The following is an 18,258-nucleotide window of genomic DNA, read 5'->3' as shown; positions in this document are numbered from 1 at the left end:
ACGCCAATCGGGAATGAGGCCAGTCGAAAAAGGAATGGAATCAGCGGCCGTCGCCGCGAAGTCCTTGCATATCAGGGGGCGGGCCGACGCAGCCTTCGTCTCGAACTGCCCGATCGGGCGCTGTCCAATAAATGTGCATCTAGACAGGGCGATTAAAATGACATCAAGTTGAACCGCAACCACGTCTTCGCCCCAGCGAAGCCCGGCATGACGGGAACCCAGCCGATGCAGTTGAAGTGGCTCGAGGATTTCGTGGCGTTCGCAGAAACGAGAAGTTTCTCGCAGGCCGCCACGCTCCGACACGTGACGCAACCCGCTTTTGGACGCCGGATCCGCGCGCTCGAGGAATGGGTCAACGTCGATCTGATCGATCGCGAGGCCGCGCGTCCCAACTTGACCCCTGCCGGCAAGCTGTTCCTGCAGGTGGCGACGGACATCGTAAAGCGCCTGGAAGACACCTGCATCGTGCTGCGCGACGAAGAACGCCGCCCCGCCTCGAGCCTGACGGTGGTCGCCTCCCACACGCTGGGCATCCACTATTATCCGAAGTTCATCTCCGAGCTCTCGGCGAGTTCTCTCAACTTCGATTCGAGCCTGATTGCCGTCAATTCCCATGAAGGGATCCTGCGGCTCGTCGACCGAAGTTGCGACATCCTGATCAGCTACCATCATCCGCAGCTGACGGTCGATCTCGATCCCCAGCAGTTTCCGTATCTGGCCATCGGCCGCGACCGGATGGTGCCGCTGTCGGCACCTCGGCCGGATGGCAAGCCGCTTCATGCTTTGCCGGGGGCGGCGAGCCAGCCGGTCCCCTATCTTTCCTATACGCCGACGATCTTCATGGGGCGGGCAATCACCACGCTGCTGCAACGGCCGCCGGAGCCCGTTTTTCTTCAGCGCAGCTATGCCACCGACATGGCTCAGGCCCTGAAGGCGATGATGCTGGAGGGAAGGGGTGTCGGCTGGCTTCCCCTGTCGGCGGTCAAAAGGGAGATCGAGCAGGGGCAACTGGTCAGCGCCCTGCCGGAAGGCATCGACGATGCCGCGGCGCGGCGTTGGAGCGCCCCCCTGGAAGTACGGCTCTATCGCGCCGCCGACAACCGCAAGCCGGTACTGAACGAGCTGTGGAACTGGCTCGTGCGCGGCCACGATCGGCGGCCCGCCATCCCCTCGTCGGTCACGGGCCTGGTGCATGCGGGTTCGGCACAGCTTCATGCTGAAACGGCATTTGCCGGCCTGGAAACCGCTTCATAAGCTCGGCTGCAATTCGCTGCGATATCAGCGCATTCCACAGGAGGCCCTCGTGCACCTTGCCCGCTTCCCGCGGGTTCGCTTCTGCCATGCGCCGACAGCCATCGAGCCGATGCGAAACCTGACCCAGTATCTCGGCGGTCCACAAATCTGGATCAAGCGCGACGATTGTACGGGGCTCGCCACCGGCGGCAACAAGACCCGCAAGCTGGAGTTCCTGATCGGCGAGGCGCAGGCCTTGGGTGCCGATCGGATCATCACCCAGGGCGCGGTCCAGTCCAACCATGTCCGCCAGACGGCGGCGGCCGCCGCGATCGTCGGCATGAAGTGCAGCGCGCTGCTCGAGCATCGCATCGAGACCGATGACGAGGACTATCTGGCCAACGGCAACGTGTTTCTCGATCGCCTGCTGGGCGCCGATCTCGATACGCGGCCGGGCGGCGCGGACATGCAGCAGGAGATGGTCGATCTCGCCGATACGCTACGCGTGGCGGGCGAGAGGCCGTACATCATCCCCGGCGGCGGGTCGAACCCGGTCGGGGCGCTCGGTTACGTTGCCTGCGCCCAGGAACTGGTCGCCCAGGCCGACGATCGCGGCCTGCGCATCGACCATGTCGTCCATGCGACCGGCAGCACCGGGACCCAGGCCGGCCTCGTGGTCGGGCTGCAAGGCTCCGGCAGCGGCATCCCCGTCATCGGCATCTCCGTGCGCGCGCCCAAGGCCAGGCAGGAGGCCAATGTCCATCGCCTGGTCGGTGCAACCGCCGACTATCTCGGGCTGCGGCAGGACATCCCCGCGTCGGCAGTCGAGGTCGACGACGGCTATGTCGGCGACGGCTATGGCGTGCCGACGCCCGGCATGGCCGAGGCCGTCAGGCTCGCTGCCGCGCTCGACGGAATCTTGCTGGACCCGGTCTATTCCGGCAAGGGCATGGCCGGGCTGATCGGTCTGATCCGGGCCGGCCGATTCAAGAAATCCGAAAACGTCCTGTTCGTGCACACCGGCGGCGCGGCAGGGCTCTTCGCCTACCGCAATGCCTTCGGCGGCGAGTCCGTCTCGGCTCACTAGGGCAATCGAAACGAGCAACCCATCAACGGCTCGATGAAGCCAGGGATCACCGAAAGGAAGACACATGAAAAGACGCGATCTGCTGAAGGCCGGTACGGCCGCAGCCGCCCTGGTCATTGCGCCGAGATTTTCGGTATCGCCGGTGCTGGCCCAGGAGAAGGTCACGTTTACCATCGTCCCGGCCAACGATCTCAATATGCTCGATCCGATCTGGACCACGGCTCTCATCGTCGGGATCTACGCCGACGTCGTCTATGACGGCCTCTACGGGTACGATTCCAACTATGCGCCGCAGCCGCAGATGGCTCAGGGCCATGAGGTCTCCGAAGACGGCAAGACCTGGACGATCACCCTGCGCGACGGTCTGTCCTTCCACGACGGCAAACCGGTCACGGCGGCCGACTGCGTCGCCTCGATCAAGCGCTGGGGCGCGCGCGACACGATCGGCCAGACGCTGGTCGAGATCATGGACTCCATCGAGGCGTCCGACGACAAGACGATCGTCATCAAGCTCCAGCGCCGTTTCCCGATGCTGCCCTTCGCCCTGGGCAAGCCGGTCAGCAACATGACCGCGATGATGCCGGAAGAGCTGGCCAACACCGATCCCTTCGAAAAGATCAGCGTCGAGAACGGCAGCGGACCGTTCAAGTTCGTCGCCGAGGAGTGGGTCTCGGGCTCGAAGGCCGTCTTCGAGAAGTTCGAGGACTACAAGCCGCGTGAAGACGGCGAGCCGTCGTTCACCGCCGGCCCGAAGGTGGCCTATGTCGACCGCATGGTGTGGAGCACCATCACCGACCCCTCGACGGCCGTCGCGGCGCTTCAATCCGGCGAGGTCGATGCCCTGGAATCGGTGCCGACCGACTTCCTGTCGATCCTGCGTCAGGATCCCAATATCCAGTTGATCAAGCGCTCGCTCTATTCCTTCGCGATTATGCGCTTCAACTCGCAGCTGCCGCCGTTCGACAATGTCGAGATCCGGCGCGCGGTCCAGTCGGCCGTCGACCAGGAAGCCTTCATGACGGCCATGTTCGGCGCGGAGAATTCCGACATCTGGCTGGCGGGCGTCGGCGTCTTCACGCCCGAAACGCCGATGGCCAACGACGCCGGTCTGGATCTCGTGACCGGCGACCACGACATCGAGGCCGCCAAGCAGAAGATCATCGACGCCGGCTATGACGGCTCGCCGATCGTTCTCCTGGACCCCGCCGACAGCGCCTCGTCCCATGCCGCCGCCCTCTTGGCCAACGACCTTCTCAAGCGTCTCGGCTTCAACGTCGACCTGCAGACCATGGACTGGGGCACGGTGGTGCAGCGACGCGCCATCAAGGAGCCGGTGAGTGAGGGGGGCTGGAACATCTTCTTCACCAGCCTCAACGGCCCGAACAACCTCAATCCGGCCGGCCAGCTCGGCCTGCGCGGCAATGCCGACGACGCGTGGTACGGCTGGCCCGACAACCCGGAGATCGAGGACCTGCGCATGAAGTGGTTCTTCGCCGAGAGTGTCGACGAGCAGAAGCAGTTCGCCCGGCAGATCCAGGAAAGCGCGCTCGATCAGGTGCCTTACGTCACGCTCGGCGCCTACACCTCCGTGTCCGCCTACAACAAGAAGTGGACGGACATTCCGCCGGAACTGCCCATCTACTTCACGATGAAGCCCGCGGACTGAGGGCTCGATGGGCACCTACGTCGTCCGGCGCCTGCTGGCCGCGATTCCGGTCATGGCCATCGTCGCGCTTTTCGTCTTCGGGCTCCTGTATCTGGCGCCCGGAGATCCGGCGGCGATCATGGCCGGCGATACCGCATCGCCGGCCGCCGTCGACCGCATCCGCGCGACGCTGGGCCTGGATCAGGCGTTCTACATCCGCTTCGGCACCTGGATCTGGGCGCTCCTGCACGGCGATCTCGGGCACTCGATCTTCACCAACCAGCCGGTCTTCGGGATGATCGCGCAGCGGATGGAGCCGACGTTCCTTCTGATGCTGATGACCATGATCATTTCGGTGGGAATCGCCGTGCCGATCGGCGCGCTGGCGGCCTGGCGCCACAACACGATCGTCGATCGCGCGGTCATGGTGTTGGCCGTCCTCAGCTTCTCGCTGCCGTCCTTCGTGGTCGGCTATCTCCTGGCCTACACCTTTGGGTTGAAGCTCGGATGGCTGCCGGTGCAGGGGTTCAAGCCGTTGGAGGAGGCGGGGCTCTGGCCGGCCATTCGTAGCCTGCTCTTGCCGTCGATGGCGCTCGGCTCCGTCTATGTCGGCCTTCTGGCCCGTATTGCGCGCGCCACCATGCTGGACAGCCTGTCTCAGGACTATGTACGCACCGCCCGCGCCAAGGGCGTGGCGGAACGAGACGTGGTCTTCCGGCACGCGCTGAAGAACTGCTCTGTCCCGATCATCACCACCATCGGCAGCGGCGTGGCGCTCCTGATCGGCGGCGCGATCGTCACCGAGACCGTCTTTGCCATCCCCGGCGTGGGGCGGCTGACGGTGGATGCCATCCTGCGGCGGGATTACCCGGTCATCCAGGGCGTCATCCTGCTGTTCAGCTTTCTCTACGTGCTGATCAACCTGCTCGTCGACATCCTTTACACCGTCTTCGATCCGAGGATCCGCTATTGACTGCCGTGACCTTCGAGACGACCGGCGCTCCGAAGCGCTCCTGGTCGACGCTCCTCCGTCGCCATCCCGGCACGGCGTTCGGCGCGTCGATCATTCTGCTGCTCGTCTGCATCGCCATCTTCGCGCCCTGGCTGGGCACCGTCGATCCGCAGGCCGTCTCCCCCTTCGACCGGACCAAACCCCCGTCCGCGGCCTTCTGGTTCGGCACCGACATGCTGGGACGGGACGTCTATTCGCGCGTCGTCTACGGGACTCGCGTGTCGTTGATCGTCGGCTTCTCCGTGGCCGTCCTGTCGACCGTCATCGGGGTCCTGATCGGTGTCTTTTCCGGCTTCATCCGCTGGCTCGACGCGATCCTGATGCGGATCATGGACGGTCTGATGTCGATCCCGTCGATCCTTCTGGCGATCGCCCTGATCACCCTGACGCGCGCCTCGATGTGGAACGTCATCATTGCGATCACCGTGGTCGAGACGCCGCGCACGGTGCGGCTCGTGCGCGGCATCGTCCTGTCGCTGCGCGAAGAGGCCTATGTGGAGGCGCTGCGTGTCTCCGGCGCCAGCCTCACGCGCATCGTGATCTTCCACATCCTGCCCAACACCTTTGCCCCCATCGTGGTGCAGGCGACCTACATCTGCGCGGTCGCCATCATCGCCGAAGCGAGCCTCTCCTTCATCGGTGCCGGCGTGCCGCCCACCACGCCCTCCTGGGGCAACATCATGGCCGAGGGGCGCGCGCTGTGGCAGATCAAGCCCTACATCATCTTCTTTCCTGCGCTGTTCCTGTCGATCACGGTTCTCGCCATCAACATGCTGGGCGACGGCCTGCGTGATGCGCTCGACCCGCGCATGACGCGACGGCTTTGAGCGGGAGACCAGCGATGACGGCCTACGCCCCCATCGAAACCGCCGGTTCCCGCTTCGAAACGGAGCCCAAAAAGCGCCTCGTCGACGTCGAGGACCTCATCGTCCGGTTCGGCGGCGACGAGGCGCCCTCCGACGTCGTTCGCGGCTTGTCGTTTCATGTCGATCGCGGCGAGACCCTGGCCATTGTCGGCGAGTCCGGCTCCGGCAAGTCGGTCAGCTCGCTCGCGCTGATGCGCATCATCGAATATGGCGGTGGCCGGATCGCCGGCGGACGTCTGCAGTTCCATCGCCACAACGGCGAGACGGTCGACCTGAGGTCTGCACCCACGCCACTCTTGCGCGCGATGCGCGGCGGCGACATGGCGATGATCTTCCAGGAGCCGATGACGTCGCTCAACCCGGTGTTCACCGTCGGCAGGCAGATCACCGAGGCGATCCGCCTGCATCAGGGCATGGGCGAGCGCAAGGCGCGTGCCGCCGCCGTCGAGATCCTCGATCGCGTCCGCATTCCCAATGCGCAGGCGATGCTCGGCCGCTACCCGCATGAATTGTCGGGCGGTATGCGCCAGCGCGTGATGATCGCCATGGCGCTGTCGTGCCGCCCGTCGCTGCTCATCGCCGACGAGCCGACCACGGCGCTCGACGTCACCATCCAGGCGCAGATTCTGACGTTGATCCGCGAATTGCAGCGCGAGATGGACATGGGGGTGATCTTCATCACCCACGACATGGGCGTCGTCGCCGAGGTCGCCGACCGTGTGCTCGTCATGTATCGCGGCGAGTGCGTGGAAAGCGCGGACGCCCGCACGGTGTTCGCCAATCCGCGCCATCGCTACACCCAGGCGCTTCTTTCCGCCGTGCCGCGCCTGGGCGCGATGACCGGCAAGGACGCGCCGGCGCGCTTCCCGCTTCTGGCCGTCGAGAGCGAAAAGACGAGCGAAGCCGAACCGGCTCCGGTTGCGCCGGAAGCGCCGATGAAGCCGCCCATGACCGCCCAGCCCGTGCTGCGGGTCAGCGATCTGGTAACGCGCTTCGATATCAAGGGCGGCATCCTCGGCCGGACGAAACGGCGCGTCCATGCGGTCGAAAAAGTCTCCTTCGATCTCTATCCGAGAGAAACACTGTCGCTCGTCGGCGAGTCGGGCTGCGGCAAGACGACGACGGGGCGATCGATCCTGCAGCTTGTGCAAAACAGCGGGGGAGCGATCGTCTTCGACGGGATGGACATCACCCGTTCGAGGGGCGTGGGACTGCAGGATCTGCGCCGCAACGTGCAGCTCATCTTCCAGGATCCCTTCGCCTCGCTCGACCCGCGCCAATCGATCGGCAGCTCCATCATGGAGCCGATGACGATCCACGGTATCGCCCATGGAAAGGAGGCGCGCGACCGGGTCAACTGGCTCCTGGACCGCGTCGGCTTGTCGCCGGCGATGGCGAACCGCTACCCGCACGAGTTTTCCGGCGGACAGCGCCAACGCGTCTGCATCGCCAGGGCGCTGGCCTTGAATCCCAAGGTCGTGGTCGCCGATGAAGCGGTCTCGGCGCTCGACGTCTCCATTCAGGCCCAGATCGTCAATCTGCTCATCGATCTGCAGCAGGAACTGGGGATCGCCTATCTGTTCATCTCCCACGACATGGCCGTGGTCGAGCGCATCAGCCATCGCGTGGCGGTCATGTATCTGGGCCAGATCGTCGAGATCGGGCCGCGCCGCGCGGTCTTCGAGAATCCGCAGCACCCCTATACCCGGAAGCTGATGGCCGCCGTTCCGATCGCCGATCCGTCGCGCCAGCGGCCGGAACGGACCTTGGAAACCGCCGAAATCCCGAGCCCGGTGCGGGCCGTCGGCGACGAGCCCGCGGTGGCGCCGCTGGTGGCCGTGGGCAACGGCCATTTCGTGGCGCGCCATGCCCTGGGCGGCCTCTACTAGAGAAAGGACATCGGGATGGTCGACTGCCCCCGCGTCGCTCTATTCGGCATGCATCTGGAAGCCAACGCCTTCGCGCCGCCGACGGTCGAGGAGGATTTCCGCCAGCAATGCTGGGCCGAAGGCGAGGACATCTCGCGAATGGCGCGCGAGGTCAGCCCGCTGCCGTCCGAATGGCCCGGTTTCTATGCGCGCATGGACGCGATCGGTCCCTGGCAGCCGGTGCCGCTGATCTCGGCCTCGGCGCCGCCGGGCGGCCCGATCGAGCAGCCTGTCTTCGAAAAGATCCGCGATGCCGTCGTGGCCGGCCTGAAGCAGGCCATGCGGGTCGACGCGGTCTATGTGGCGAGCCATGGCGCATCGTTCGCGACCGGCGACGACGACAGCGACGGCACGCTGGTCTCCCTCGCGCGCGAGATCGTCGGGCCCGACGTGCCGATCGTCGTCACCCACGATCTTCACTGCAACGTCTCGGAACGTCTGGTCGCGGCGGCCGATGCCCTGATCGCCTACCGCACCAATCCGCATGTCGACATGCGCGAGCGCGGTGCGGAAGCCGCCGATCTTCTGCACGAGATGCTGGCCGGGACGAAAATGACCAACGCCTTCATCCGCCTGCCGCTGGTGGCGCCCTCTGTGACGCTGCTGACCAGCACCGGGCCTTATGCGGACATGATCCACAAGGGCGAGGCGCTGATGCAGACGCCCGGGGAAGGCCCCATCGCCAACGTCTCGATCACCGGCAGCTTCGCGCAGAGCGACCTGCCGAAATGCGGCATGACGATCAACGTCACCACCCGCAACGATCAGGCGCTGGCCAACCGCATCGCCCTCGACCTCGCAAGCCAGGCCTGGGCGGATCGCCACCGCTACGTCACCCACATGCTGAGCCTCGACGATGCGATCGAGACCGCCCGCTCCGCCGAAAAGCCGGTGATCTTTGCCGATGTCGCCGACAATCCCGGCGGCGGCGGGCGCGGCAACACCACCTATGTGCTGGCGGCGCTGCACGAGGCGCGATTGCCCGATTCCGCACTCGGGGTCTTCGTCGATCCCGCGCTGGCGGCCGAGGCCCATACCCTAGGCGAAGGACAACGCTTCCACGCCGTGTTCAACCGTGTCGAAAGCACCTATTCCAAGCGCTTCGAGGCCGAGGCCGAAATCCTGTGCCTGACCGATGGGAAAGGTGTGGGGCGGCGCGGCAGCTCGGCCGGCCGCCAGTTCGCCATGGGGCCGTCGGCGCTTCTGCGTCTCACGGAATCCGGTCTTCTGGTCGTCGTCGGAAGCCTGCGCCGCCAACTGGCCGAGCCGCGCATGCTGGAGATGCACGGGATCGACATCGCCAAGCTCCGCTGTCTGGCGGTCAAGAGCCGCGGCCATTTCCGCGCCGGCTTCGACGAATTCTTCCCGCCCGAACAGATCCACGAGATCGACGTGCCGGGCCTCGTCAGCGCGAATTTCTCGCGGCTGGACTTCAAGCGGCTGCCGCGACCCGTGGCGCCGATGGACGCCGACACAAGCTGGGTCCCGCCGGCTCTCTAGATTTCCGGAAGGAGAGAGGCATCTCATGGCTGAACACTTCGACGCCATTCTGCGCAACGGCAGGCTGGTCGATCCGCGCAACGGCATCGAGGCGGTCATGGACGTGGCCGTGAAGGACGGCCGCATCGCGAGGATCGAGCCGACCATCTCGGGCAGTGCCATGCTGGAGCACGATCTCACCGGCAAGGTGGTGATGCCGGGGATCGTCGACATGCACGTGCATCTGTCGCCCTGGCTCGGCGGCGCCTTCGGCCACCGCATGCTGGCGCTCGCCGGTGTGACGACGGCGCTCGACATGGCCGGGCCCATCGAGGGCGTCGTCGACATTGCGGCGAGCCATGGAGCCGGACTGTCCATCGCCTGCATCAACTATGTGCGGTCCGGCCATACGGTGGGATCGTCCGACCCGGGCGCCGCCGAGCTTCGCGATACGTTGGCTGCCTCCATGGCCCAGGGCGCGATCGGCCTGAAGCTCCTGGGTGGTCATTTCCCGCTGACGCAACAGGCATCGGCGTCGACGATCGCGGCCGCGGCCGAGCGGGGCGCCTATGTGGCCTTCCACGCGGGCACGATCGAAACGCCGGCGCCGTCGATCGCCACGATGGTCGAGGCCTGCGAACTCGCCGCCGGCCATCCCCTGCACCTGGCTCACATCAACAGCTATGCGCGGGGCTTCGTGAAGCCGGCGATCCAGGAGGGGGTCGAGGCCGTCGAGGTTCTGGCGCGCCATCCCGCGATCTGGTCGGAATCCTATCTCGCGCCCTTCAACGGCGTCAGTGCGAAATGCGCCAATGGCGTGCCAGAGAGCCTGGCGACGCGGCGTGGCGTCCAGGTCGGCGGCTTCGAGCCGACGGAAGCCGGCGTCGCGCAGTCGATCGAGGCCGGCTGGACCCATATCCACAAGGCCATCGACGGCGTGATCGTGCTCGTCACCGGTGCCGAGGGACTGGCCGCCTGGAAGGACGCGCAAACCAACATCGGCGCGAGCTTCATGGTCAATCCGCCGGAGCCACGCATTCATCTCGTCACCGCCAAGAAAGCCGATGGCGGCTTTGCCGTCGATGCGCTCGCCACCGACGGCGGCGGCATTCCGCGCAACGACATCGTGCAGCGCGGCCTGCCTCTGGTGCGGATGTCGGCGCTGACCCTTGCCGAGTTCGCGTGCAAGGCCAGCCTGATGCCCGCCCGCGCCCTGGGGCTTGCGGACAAGGGGCATCTGGCGCCGGGCGCCGACGCCGACATCACCGTCCTCGACATGGACAGGCTCGAACCGGTACTGGTCTATGCCAATGGCTGCCGTATCATGGAAAACGGCCGGACCTTTCCAGGGCGCAACCGGTTCGTCACGCCGCCGGAGGGCGTCGCTGCCGTCGAGGCGGCGGGACTGGAGGCGATCGTGGTGGAGCCGGGAACCATGCTGCCGCCGCATTAAAGCATGATGCCGAAAAGTTGCAGACTTTTCGGACCCACATCATGCGGGAAAACAAGAGGCTGGAGCGACATGGCGATTCAATCTGAACGCATGTCGCTCTAGGCAGGCGCCCTGCGAGCGCAGAGGACGAAAAGGAAAGACAGGTTCATGAAGTTCCGTCACAACACGGTCTATGCATCCCGGCGTTCGCCGATCTTTGCCCGCAACGTCGTGGCCGCCTCGCAGCCGCTCGCGACGCAGGCGGGAATGCGCATGCTCGCGCGCGGCGGCAACGCCGTGGACGCGGCGCTCGCTACCGCGATCGCGCTGACGGTCGTCGAGCCGGCCAGCAACGGATTGGGCTCCGACGCCTTTTGCATCCTGTGGGACGGCAGCAAGCTCGACGGTCTCAACGCCTCCGGCCGTTCGCCGGTCGCATGGTCGCCGGAGCGCTTCGCCGGGCAAAGCCAGATGCCCTCTCGCGGCTGGGAGAGCGTGACGGTGCCGGGCGCTGTCTCGGCCTGGGTGGAACTGTCCCAGAAGCACGGCAAGCTCGACTTCTCCACCCTGTTCGAGCCGGCGATCGACTACGCCGAGCGCGGCTTTCAAGTCTCGCCGATCGTCGCCGAAGGCTGGCGGCGGGGCGCCGAGGTCCTGAAGGATCAGCCGGGATTTGCCGAGGCGTTCATGCCGCAGGGGCGCGCGCCGATGGCTGGCGAGGTTTTCCGCAGCGAAGCCCATGCGAGGACGTTGCGGCTGATCGCCGAGTCGGGCGGCGAAGATTTTTATCGCGGCGAACTGGCCGAACGCATCGCCGCGTTTGCCGAGGAGCACGGGGCGGCCCTTACGGTCGACGACATGGCGAGCCACACGCTCGACTGGTGCGGCACGATCTCCCAGAAATTCGGTGACGTGAGCCTGCACGAGATTCCGCCGAACGGGCAGGGGATCGCCGCCCTGATGGCGCTCGGCATGCTGGAACAGCTCGGCATCGCCGAACTCGATCCGGATACGCCGGAGGCGCTGCACCTGCAGATCGAGGCGATGAAGCTCGCCTTTGCCGATCTCGCGGCCTATGTCGCCGAGCTTCGCTTCATGACGACCGTCACCGTCGATCATCTCCTCGACCCCGCCTATCTGGCGCGGCGGGCAGCGCTGGTGAAACGGGATGTGGCGCAGGATTTCGGCGCCGGCGCGCCTCGGGAGGGCGGTACGGTCTGCCTCAGCGCTGCCGACGAGAGCGGCATGATGGTCTCCTATATCCAGTCGAACTATTCCGGCTTCGGTTCGGGCGTCGTCGTGCCGGGCACCGGGATCGCGCTGCAGAACCGCGGCTACGGGTTCACGCTGGAAGCCGGTCATCCCAACCAGGTCGGCCCCTCCAAGCGCCCGTTCCACACGATCATCCCGGGTTTCGTGACGAAGGGCGACGAGCCGCTGATGGCCTTCGGGCTGATGGGCGGACCCATGCAGGCGCAGGGCCACGTCCAGATGGTTCTGCGCACACAGGCCCATGCCCAGGATCCGCAGACGGCGGCCGACGCGCCGCGCTGGCGCGTCATCCACGGCCGGGAGGTGGCGATCGAGCCGGCCTTCGGCGATGCCACCCTTTCCGCGCTGGCCGATCTCGGCCATGCCGTCAAGCTGGAGGCGCCCGACGCCAGTTTCGGCTTCGGCGGCGCGCAACTGATCCATCGCATCGAGGGCGGCTATGTCGCCGGCTCCGATCCGCGCAAGGACGGACAGGCCGCCGGTTTCTGACCTTGGACAAGGACGCCGGCGACGGCACGGGATCCGGCGGCGAGACGCGCAATCCGGCCGGCGACGCCCCCTCCGTGCTGCAGCTTTTTCTGATCTTCAGCCGGATCGGACTGACCAGCTTCGGCGGTGGCATCAGCGCCTGGCTGCTGCGTGAGTTCGTGCAGGATCGGCATTGGCTGACCGAGGAGGAGTTCTTCAACGGCCTCGCTGTGTCGCAGGCCTTGCCGGGCGTCAATGTGAAGAACATGGCGATCTGGATCGGCTACCGGTTGCGTGGCCGATCCGGCGCGATTGCGGGCTTTTTCGGCATCATCGTGCCGCCCGCTTTCGTCCTCATCGCCATCGGCATCGGCTTCGCTTCGATCAGCCAGTACGAGGCGACCCATTGGGCCTTGATGGGCGCGGCGACCGCCGCCGTTGGGTTCTCCCTGTCCGTCGCCTTGACCGCGGCGCGCAACGTGCCGAAGAAGCTGTTCCCGCTCGCCCTCATGGCGGCCACGTTCGTCGCCGTCGGGGTGTTGCGATGGTCGCTGGTCTCGACCGTCCTGATCGCCGGCACAGTCGGTGTCGCGATGGCCTATCGCGAACTCGGTCGGCGGGAGCGGCCATGAGCCTGATCTGGCAGATCTTCCTGGTCTTCGCGCCACTGTCGCTGATCACCGTGGGCGGCGGCCAGAGCGCGATCGCAGACATTCATCGGCAGGTGGTGGACGTGCACCACTGGCTCAGCGAGACGCAATTCGTCAACGACTTCGCCATCTCGCGGATGGCTCCGGGCCCGGGTTCGCTGCTCGCCTGCCTCATCGGCTGGCAGGTCGCCGGCATCGGAGGAGCCGTCGCCGCCGGTCTCGGCATCTTCGGGCCGACGTCGCTGCTGATCTACGGGGTCGCCCATCTCTGGGCGCGCTTCAAGGGCGCACGCATTCTTCTGGCGCTGGAGGCCGGGCTGCGACCGGTCGCCGCGGGCATGCTGCTGTCAGCGGTATGGATACTCCTGCAGGCGTTGGAGGGCGGCTGGCTGGCGCAGGGACTGGCGCTGGCTTCCGCCGCGGCCCTCTTCTATACCCGCCTCAATCCCCTGCTCCTGATTGCCATCGGGGCTGCGATCTTTCTTGCTCTGGGAACGGCGGGAACCTTGCAGCCCGTCTGATGGCGCTCGGGCGCAGCATCCCGCTTTTTCCGGCCGGGCGGCGTGGTGCAGGAAACGCCTTGCCTCTCATCCTTTGCGGCTTCCGGCGCGGCAGAAAAAACGCCGCCATCGATATTGCATATCCGAGGGCCGCGGATGCAATCGTGTCGGCGGCTCGAAACCTTGATGAAATCACAGCGCAGTGCAGTGGAACGGCAATGAACAAGACAGACGCATCCATCGACCTGGACAACCTCGTGCAGCAGGTCAGCCGGCAAAAGCTGATGGAGCACATCGACGAATTTGCGCGGCGCATCAAGCTTTCGGGCACCCCTGAAGAGCTGGAGAGCTTTCGCTATCTGGAACGCAGGATGCGCGAATACGGCTTCCAGACGACGCTTTTGTCCCACGATGCCTATATCAGCCTGCCCGGTGCCTCACGGTTGACCGTGGCGGGGCAGGAGATCGCCAGCATCACCCAGTCGATGGCGGCTTCGACGCCGGCGGGCGGTCTCGAGGCCGAACTGGTCTATGCCGGCGAAGGCGACGAGGCGGCCTTCCGAGCCATCGATGCTCGCGGCAAGATCGCGCTGATCGATGGCATCGCGGTCGAGGACGTGTCGGTGGCGGCCCGCGCGGCCGGCGCCGTTGGCGAGATTCACATCAGCCCGACCGAGCACCTTTACGAGATGTGCATCTCGGCCGTTTGGGGCAGCCCCTCGCAGCACACCCGCGAGGGACTGCCGGTGACGGCGGTCTGCACCGTCTCCCGGGACGACGGCGAGCGGCTGCGCGCCCGGCTGCAGGCCGGCGAGACGCTGAACGCGGTGATGCATACGACGGTCGACACCGGCTGGTGCAAGACCCCGCTGCTGGTGGCCGATCTCATGCCGGGCCATCTTGCGGGCGACGACGAGGCGCCCTTCGTCATGTTCTCCGGCCATCACGACACCTGGCATTACGGCGTCATGGACAATGGCGGCGCCAATGCCTCGATGCTGGAGGCGGCGCGTCTGCTCGCCGCGCAAGCCGCCCACTGGCGTCGCGGCCTTCGGGTCTGCTTCTGGTCAGGCCATTCGCACGGCCGCTATTCCGGCTCCGCCTGGTATGCCGACGAATTCTGGGACGAACTCGACCGGCGATGCGCCGTGCACGTCAACCTCGACTCGACGGGCGGCAAAGGCGCCAGCGTGCTCACGCGCTCGGGGGTGGTCGACGAGCTCAAGGCGGTCGCCGCCGATGCCGTCGCCGCGATCAGCGGCCAGCAGCATGCCGGTCGGCGGCAGTCGCGTGCCGGCGACCAGTCGTTCTGGGGCGTTGGCATTCCATCCATGTTCGGCAGCCTCAGCCACCAGCCGCCGGGCAAGGAGAAGATGCTGGTGCCGCTCGGCTGGTGGTGGCACACGCCGCTCGACCTTGCCGAGAACATCGACCCGGAGAATTTGGACAGGGACACCCGCGTCATTCTGCATGTGCTCGGCCGGCTGCTCACGGCGCCGGTGCTGCCGTTGGCCTATGGCGATTATGCCGACGCTCTGCGCCAGGAACTCGCCGGTCTCGCCGAGGCGATCGGCTCGCGGCTCGATCTGTCGAAGCTCGTTGCGCAGGCCGAGGACCTGAAACGCGCGGCCGAGGTCCTCGCGGCATCGCCGGTGTCCGATCCCGATGCCGCCCGGCGGGCGGATGCAGCCCTGATGCGCGCCTCCCGCTCGCTGGTGCCGATCAACTACACCGAGGGCGACCGCTTCGTTCACGATTCGGCTCTGCCCAACAGGCCGTGGCCTTCGCTTGAAGGATTGCGTGAACTGGCCCGCCTCGACGCAGATGCCGAAGAGACGCCGTTCTACGTGGCTCACGCGCGGCGGACGCGCAATCGGGTGGGCCACGCCTTGCGCGAAGCCCTTGCGGCGCTGCGCGAGGGGACCGCTGGCTAGAGTTGCCGCGACTGAGGCCTCCAATCCGGCAGTGCCGGGGAGGTCTCATGCCGGCCTCGTCTGCGCGGTTTGGACGATGGATTTGAAGCCGTGCGGCTCACGTCGGCGATCGCATGATCCGGCAGCGCTCGCCCGATCATGATGTCGCTCTAGCCTCTTGTTTTCCCCCCATGATGTGGGTCCGAAAAGTCTGCAACTTTTCGGCATGCTCTAAAGCCGCGCCCGCGTGCTGCGTGGCGTGGCCAGAAGCAGGTTGGTCTCGCTGGCGGCGATCCCGGGAACCAGCCGAATTCGCCTCAGGACGCTGTCGAACTCGCTCAGCGTTGCCGCAGCGAGTTCGATGATGAGGTCCCAGCGGCCGTTCGTGGTGTGGATCTCCGAAATCTCCGGAAAGCCGCCCAGTGCATTGATCACGCGGTCGGTCACCCGCCCTTCGATCGCGACCATCATGATGCCGCGCACGGGCAGGTCCACCGCATCCGCCCGAAGGATCACCGTATAGCCGATGATGCTGCCGGACCGTTCGAGCTTTTCCAGGTGCGCGCGAACCGTGGCGCGCGAGGTGCCGAGCGCCGCAGCGAGGTCCGAAATCGAACGGCGCGCATTGTGACGCAACAGCGTGATCAGATTCGTGTCGAGGTCGTCCATGCCAGGATGTCCATTCAAGCCTCCGTTTTGATAAGAAACTCTCATCTCTTTGGCAATTATGCCTATTCGATCTGCCGCCGTCCTCTGCTTAGCTGGTGCGAACAGGAGATTGAGGCATGCATTGCAAATTGATCGGTGTCCCGCTCGAAGCGGGTGCCGCACAGCTCGGTTGTGGAATGGGACCGGCGGCGCTTCGCATCGCGAGACTTGGCGAGGCGTTGCGCGACCTCGGCCACAATGTTTCGGATTGCGGCGATCTGGCGGTTCCTTCGGTGGAACCCCGATCGCATCCGAACGGAGCGCTCCGCAATCTGGGCAGCGTCGCGGAATGGACCCGGCTGGTCGGCGAAACGGCCTATCGCGAAAGCGCCGCGGGAATGCCGATCTTTCTGGGCGGAGATCACGCCTTGTCGGCGGGAACCGTCACGGGCCTCGCCCGTCGCGCCGCCGAGCTCGGGCGTCCGCTCTTCGTTCTGTGGCTGGACGCACATACCGACTTCCACTCTTTGGAGACCACGCGCAGCGGCAACCTGCACGGGGTGCCGGTGGCCTACTTCACCGGCAGGCCCGCGTTCGCGCCGCATTTCCCGGAGGTGACGGCGCCGGTCGATCCGGCGCGCGTGTGCATGATCGGCATTCGCAGCGTCGACCCGGCCGAGCGCGACGCCTTGCGCCGGACGGAGATCGTCATTCACGACATGCGGGCGATCGACGAGCATGGCGTGGCCGCGCTGCTTCGCGGCTTTCTGGCCGAGGTCGAGGCGGCCCAGGGCCTCCTGCACGTCAGCTTCGACGTCGATTGCCTGGATCCGTCGCTTGGCCCCGGCGTCGGCACCACGGTGCCGGGCGGCCTCAGCTTTCGCGAGGCCCATCTGGTGATGGAAATGCTCCACGACAGCGGCCTGGTCACCAGCCTCGACCTCGTCGAGCTCAATCCCTTCCTCGACGAGCGCGGCCGCACCGCCATCCTGCTCGTCGAGCTCACGGCCAGTCTCATGGGCCGCACCGTCATGGACCGCCCCACAAGGAGCTTCGGATGAGCGCTCTCAAGGACCTCAATCTGGTTCCCTTCATCAGCGTCGAACGCATGATGGACTTGGTGCTCGACATCGGCATCGAGCGCTTCCTCGGTGAACTGGCGGGTTATGTGGAGGAGGATTTTCGGCGCTGGGAGCTGTTCGACAAGACGGCCCGCGTGGCCTCGCACTCCAAGGACGGCGTCATCGAGCTGATGCCGGCCAGCGACGGGCGGCTTTATGGCTTCAAATACGTCAATGGCCATCCCAAAAACACCAGGACGGGACGCCAGACAGTCACGGCCTTCGGCGTCCTGTCCGACGTCGACAGCGGCTATCCTCTTCTGCTTTCGGAAATGACCATTCTGACGGCCCTGCGAACGGCGGCCACTTCGGCCGTCGCGGCCAAATATCTCGCGCCGAAGGACGCCAGGACCATGGCGCTGATCGGCAACGGTGCCCAGAGCGAGTTCCAGGCTTTCGCCTTCAAGGCACTGCTCGGCGTGGAGCAACTGCGTCTTTTCGACATCGATCGTACCGCGAGCGAACGCTGCGCGCGCAACCTGTCGGGTCTCGGGCTCGACATCCAGGTCTGCGAGACCGGCGAGACGGCCGTCCAAGGCGCCGAGATCATCACCACCGCCACCGCCGACAAGCAGAACGCGACGATCCTGACCGACAACATGGTCGGTGCCGGTATTCACATCAACGCGGTCGGCGGCGACTGTCCGGGCAAGACCGAGATGCACCGCGACGTTCTGCTCAAGTCGAGCATCTTCGTTGAATATCCGCCGCAGACGCGGATCGAAGGCGAGATCCAGCAACTGCCGGCGGACCATCCGGTGACCGAGCTGTGGACGATGATGACCGGCCAGGCAGCGGGGCGCCGCTCCGCGACCGAGATCACCCTCTTCGACAGTGTCGGCTTCGCCACCGAAGACTTCTCGGCACTCCGCTATGTCCATGACATGCTGCTCGAATCGGGCCGCTGCGAGCGGCTCGACCTTCTCGCCGATCCGGACGAGCCGCGCGATCTTTACGGCATGCTGCTGCGGCGCCAGCTGGCGCGCACGGCAAGCGGTTGAAGT

The 18,258-nt window shown here is 66.0% G+C and carries 15 protein-coding genes; 14 read left to right on the top strand and 1 reads right to left on the bottom strand.

All coding sequences use genetic code 11. The annotated features are described in order from the left end of the window. The first annotated feature begins 207 nt into the window (after nucleotides 1-207). From SMD10_RS05945 to SMD10_RS05890, 12 genes are all read left to right on the top strand, one after another. A complete protein-coding gene (locus tag SMD10_RS05945; protein ID WP_331684740.1) occupies nucleotides 208-1,254 on the top strand; it encodes a LysR substrate-binding domain-containing protein in 1,047 nt (348 codons plus the stop codon). Nucleotides 1,255-1,303: 49 nt separating this feature from the next. Continuing rightward, nucleotides 1,304-2,320: a D-cysteate sulfo-lyase gene (cuyA, locus tag SMD10_RS05940; protein ID WP_331684739.1), complete on the top strand. Its 1,017-nt coding sequence runs from the start codon at nucleotides 1,304-1,306 to the stop codon at nucleotides 2,318-2,320. A gap of 64 nt (nucleotides 2,321-2,384) precedes the next feature. Beyond that, a complete protein-coding gene (locus tag SMD10_RS05935) occupies nucleotides 2,385-3,986 on the top strand; it encodes an ABC transporter substrate-binding protein (RefSeq protein WP_331684738.1) in 1,602 nt (533 codons plus the stop codon). A 7-nt stretch (nucleotides 3,987-3,993) separates the two neighbouring features. Continuing rightward, the gene (locus tag SMD10_RS05930; protein ID WP_331684737.1) at nucleotides 3,994-4,938 is read left to right on the top strand and encodes an ABC transporter permease; all 945 of its coding nucleotides are present in this window, start codon (nucleotides 3,994-3,996) and stop codon (nucleotides 4,936-4,938) included. After that, nucleotides 4,935-5,804: an ABC transporter permease gene (locus SMD10_RS05925; RefSeq protein WP_331684736.1), complete on the top strand. Its 870-nt coding sequence runs from the start codon at nucleotides 4,935-4,937 to the stop codon at nucleotides 5,802-5,804. The genes SMD10_RS05930 and SMD10_RS05925 overlap by 4 nt, the downstream gene beginning before the upstream one ends. Before the next feature lie 14 nt (nucleotides 5,805-5,818). After that, the gene (locus tag SMD10_RS05920; protein ID WP_331684735.1) at nucleotides 5,819-7,732 is read left to right on the top strand and encodes a dipeptide ABC transporter ATP-binding protein; all 1,914 of its coding nucleotides are present in this window, start codon (nucleotides 5,819-5,821) and stop codon (nucleotides 7,730-7,732) included. Nucleotides 7,733-7,747: 15 nt separating this feature from the next. Then, nucleotides 7,748-9,271 (top strand): M81 family metallopeptidase, encoded by a 1,524-nt coding sequence (locus SMD10_RS05915; RefSeq protein WP_331684734.1) that lies wholly within the window; start codon nucleotides 7,748-7,750, stop codon nucleotides 9,269-9,271. Nucleotides 9,272-9,296: 25 nt separating this feature from the next. Further along, nucleotides 9,297-10,703 (top strand): amidohydrolase family protein, encoded by a 1,407-nt coding sequence (locus SMD10_RS05910; RefSeq protein ID WP_331684733.1) that lies wholly within the window; start codon nucleotides 9,297-9,299, stop codon nucleotides 10,701-10,703. Between the two features lie 147 nt (nucleotides 10,704-10,850). After that, complete coding sequence (locus SMD10_RS05905; protein WP_331684732.1) at nucleotides 10,851-12,443, top strand: gamma-glutamyltransferase family protein; 1,593 nt, start codon at nucleotides 10,851-10,853, stop codon at nucleotides 12,441-12,443. A gap of 2 nt (nucleotides 12,444-12,445) precedes the next feature. Next, entirely contained in the window at nucleotides 12,446-13,054 is a 609-nt protein-coding gene (locus tag SMD10_RS05900; RefSeq protein ID WP_331684731.1) for a chromate transporter, read from the top strand. Beyond that, nucleotides 13,051-13,593: a chromate transporter gene (locus SMD10_RS05895; protein ID WP_331684730.1), complete on the top strand. Its 543-nt coding sequence runs from the start codon at nucleotides 13,051-13,053 to the stop codon at nucleotides 13,591-13,593. Before SMD10_RS05900 ends, SMD10_RS05895 begins: the two co-directional genes overlap by 4 nt. A gap of 197 nt (nucleotides 13,594-13,790) precedes the next feature. Next, on the top strand, nucleotides 13,791-15,506 hold the full coding sequence (locus tag SMD10_RS05890) for a M28 family peptidase (protein WP_331684729.1): 1,716 nt from the start codon (nucleotides 13,791-13,793) through the stop codon (nucleotides 15,504-15,506). Between the two features lie 210 nt (nucleotides 15,507-15,716). Here SMD10_RS05890 and SMD10_RS05885 read toward each other — a convergent pair whose 3' ends face one another. After that, nucleotides 15,717-16,154 carry an Lrp/AsnC family transcriptional regulator gene (locus SMD10_RS05885; RefSeq protein ID WP_331684728.1) on the bottom strand — a complete coding sequence of 146 codons (438 nt, stop codon included), beginning with the start codon at nucleotides 16,152-16,154 and terminating at the stop codon, nucleotides 15,717-15,719. Between the two features lie 116 nt (nucleotides 16,155-16,270). Here SMD10_RS05885 and rocF point away from each other — a divergent pair, with 116 nt between their 5' ends. Both rocF and ocd read left to right on the top strand, forming a co-directional pair. Beyond that, nucleotides 16,271-17,194: an arginase gene (gene rocF, locus SMD10_RS05880; protein WP_331684727.1), complete on the top strand. Its 924-nt coding sequence runs from the start codon at nucleotides 16,271-16,273 to the stop codon at nucleotides 17,192-17,194. Further along, nucleotides 17,191-18,255 (top strand): ornithine cyclodeaminase, encoded by a 1,065-nt coding sequence (gene ocd / locus SMD10_RS05875; protein ID WP_331684726.1) that lies wholly within the window; start codon nucleotides 17,191-17,193, stop codon nucleotides 18,253-18,255. Before rocF ends, ocd begins: the two co-directional genes overlap by 4 nt. The last annotated feature ends 3 nt before the right edge of the window (nucleotides 18,256-18,258 follow it).

It is taken from the genome of Consotaella aegiceratis, assembly GCF_036541425.1.
GTDB lineage: Bacteria > Pseudomonadota > Alphaproteobacteria > Rhizobiales > Rhizobiaceae > Consotaella > Consotaella aegiceratis.
The sequence above is the reverse complement of the archived record's forward strand: the minus strand, read 5'-3'. Positions and strand labels throughout refer to the sequence as shown.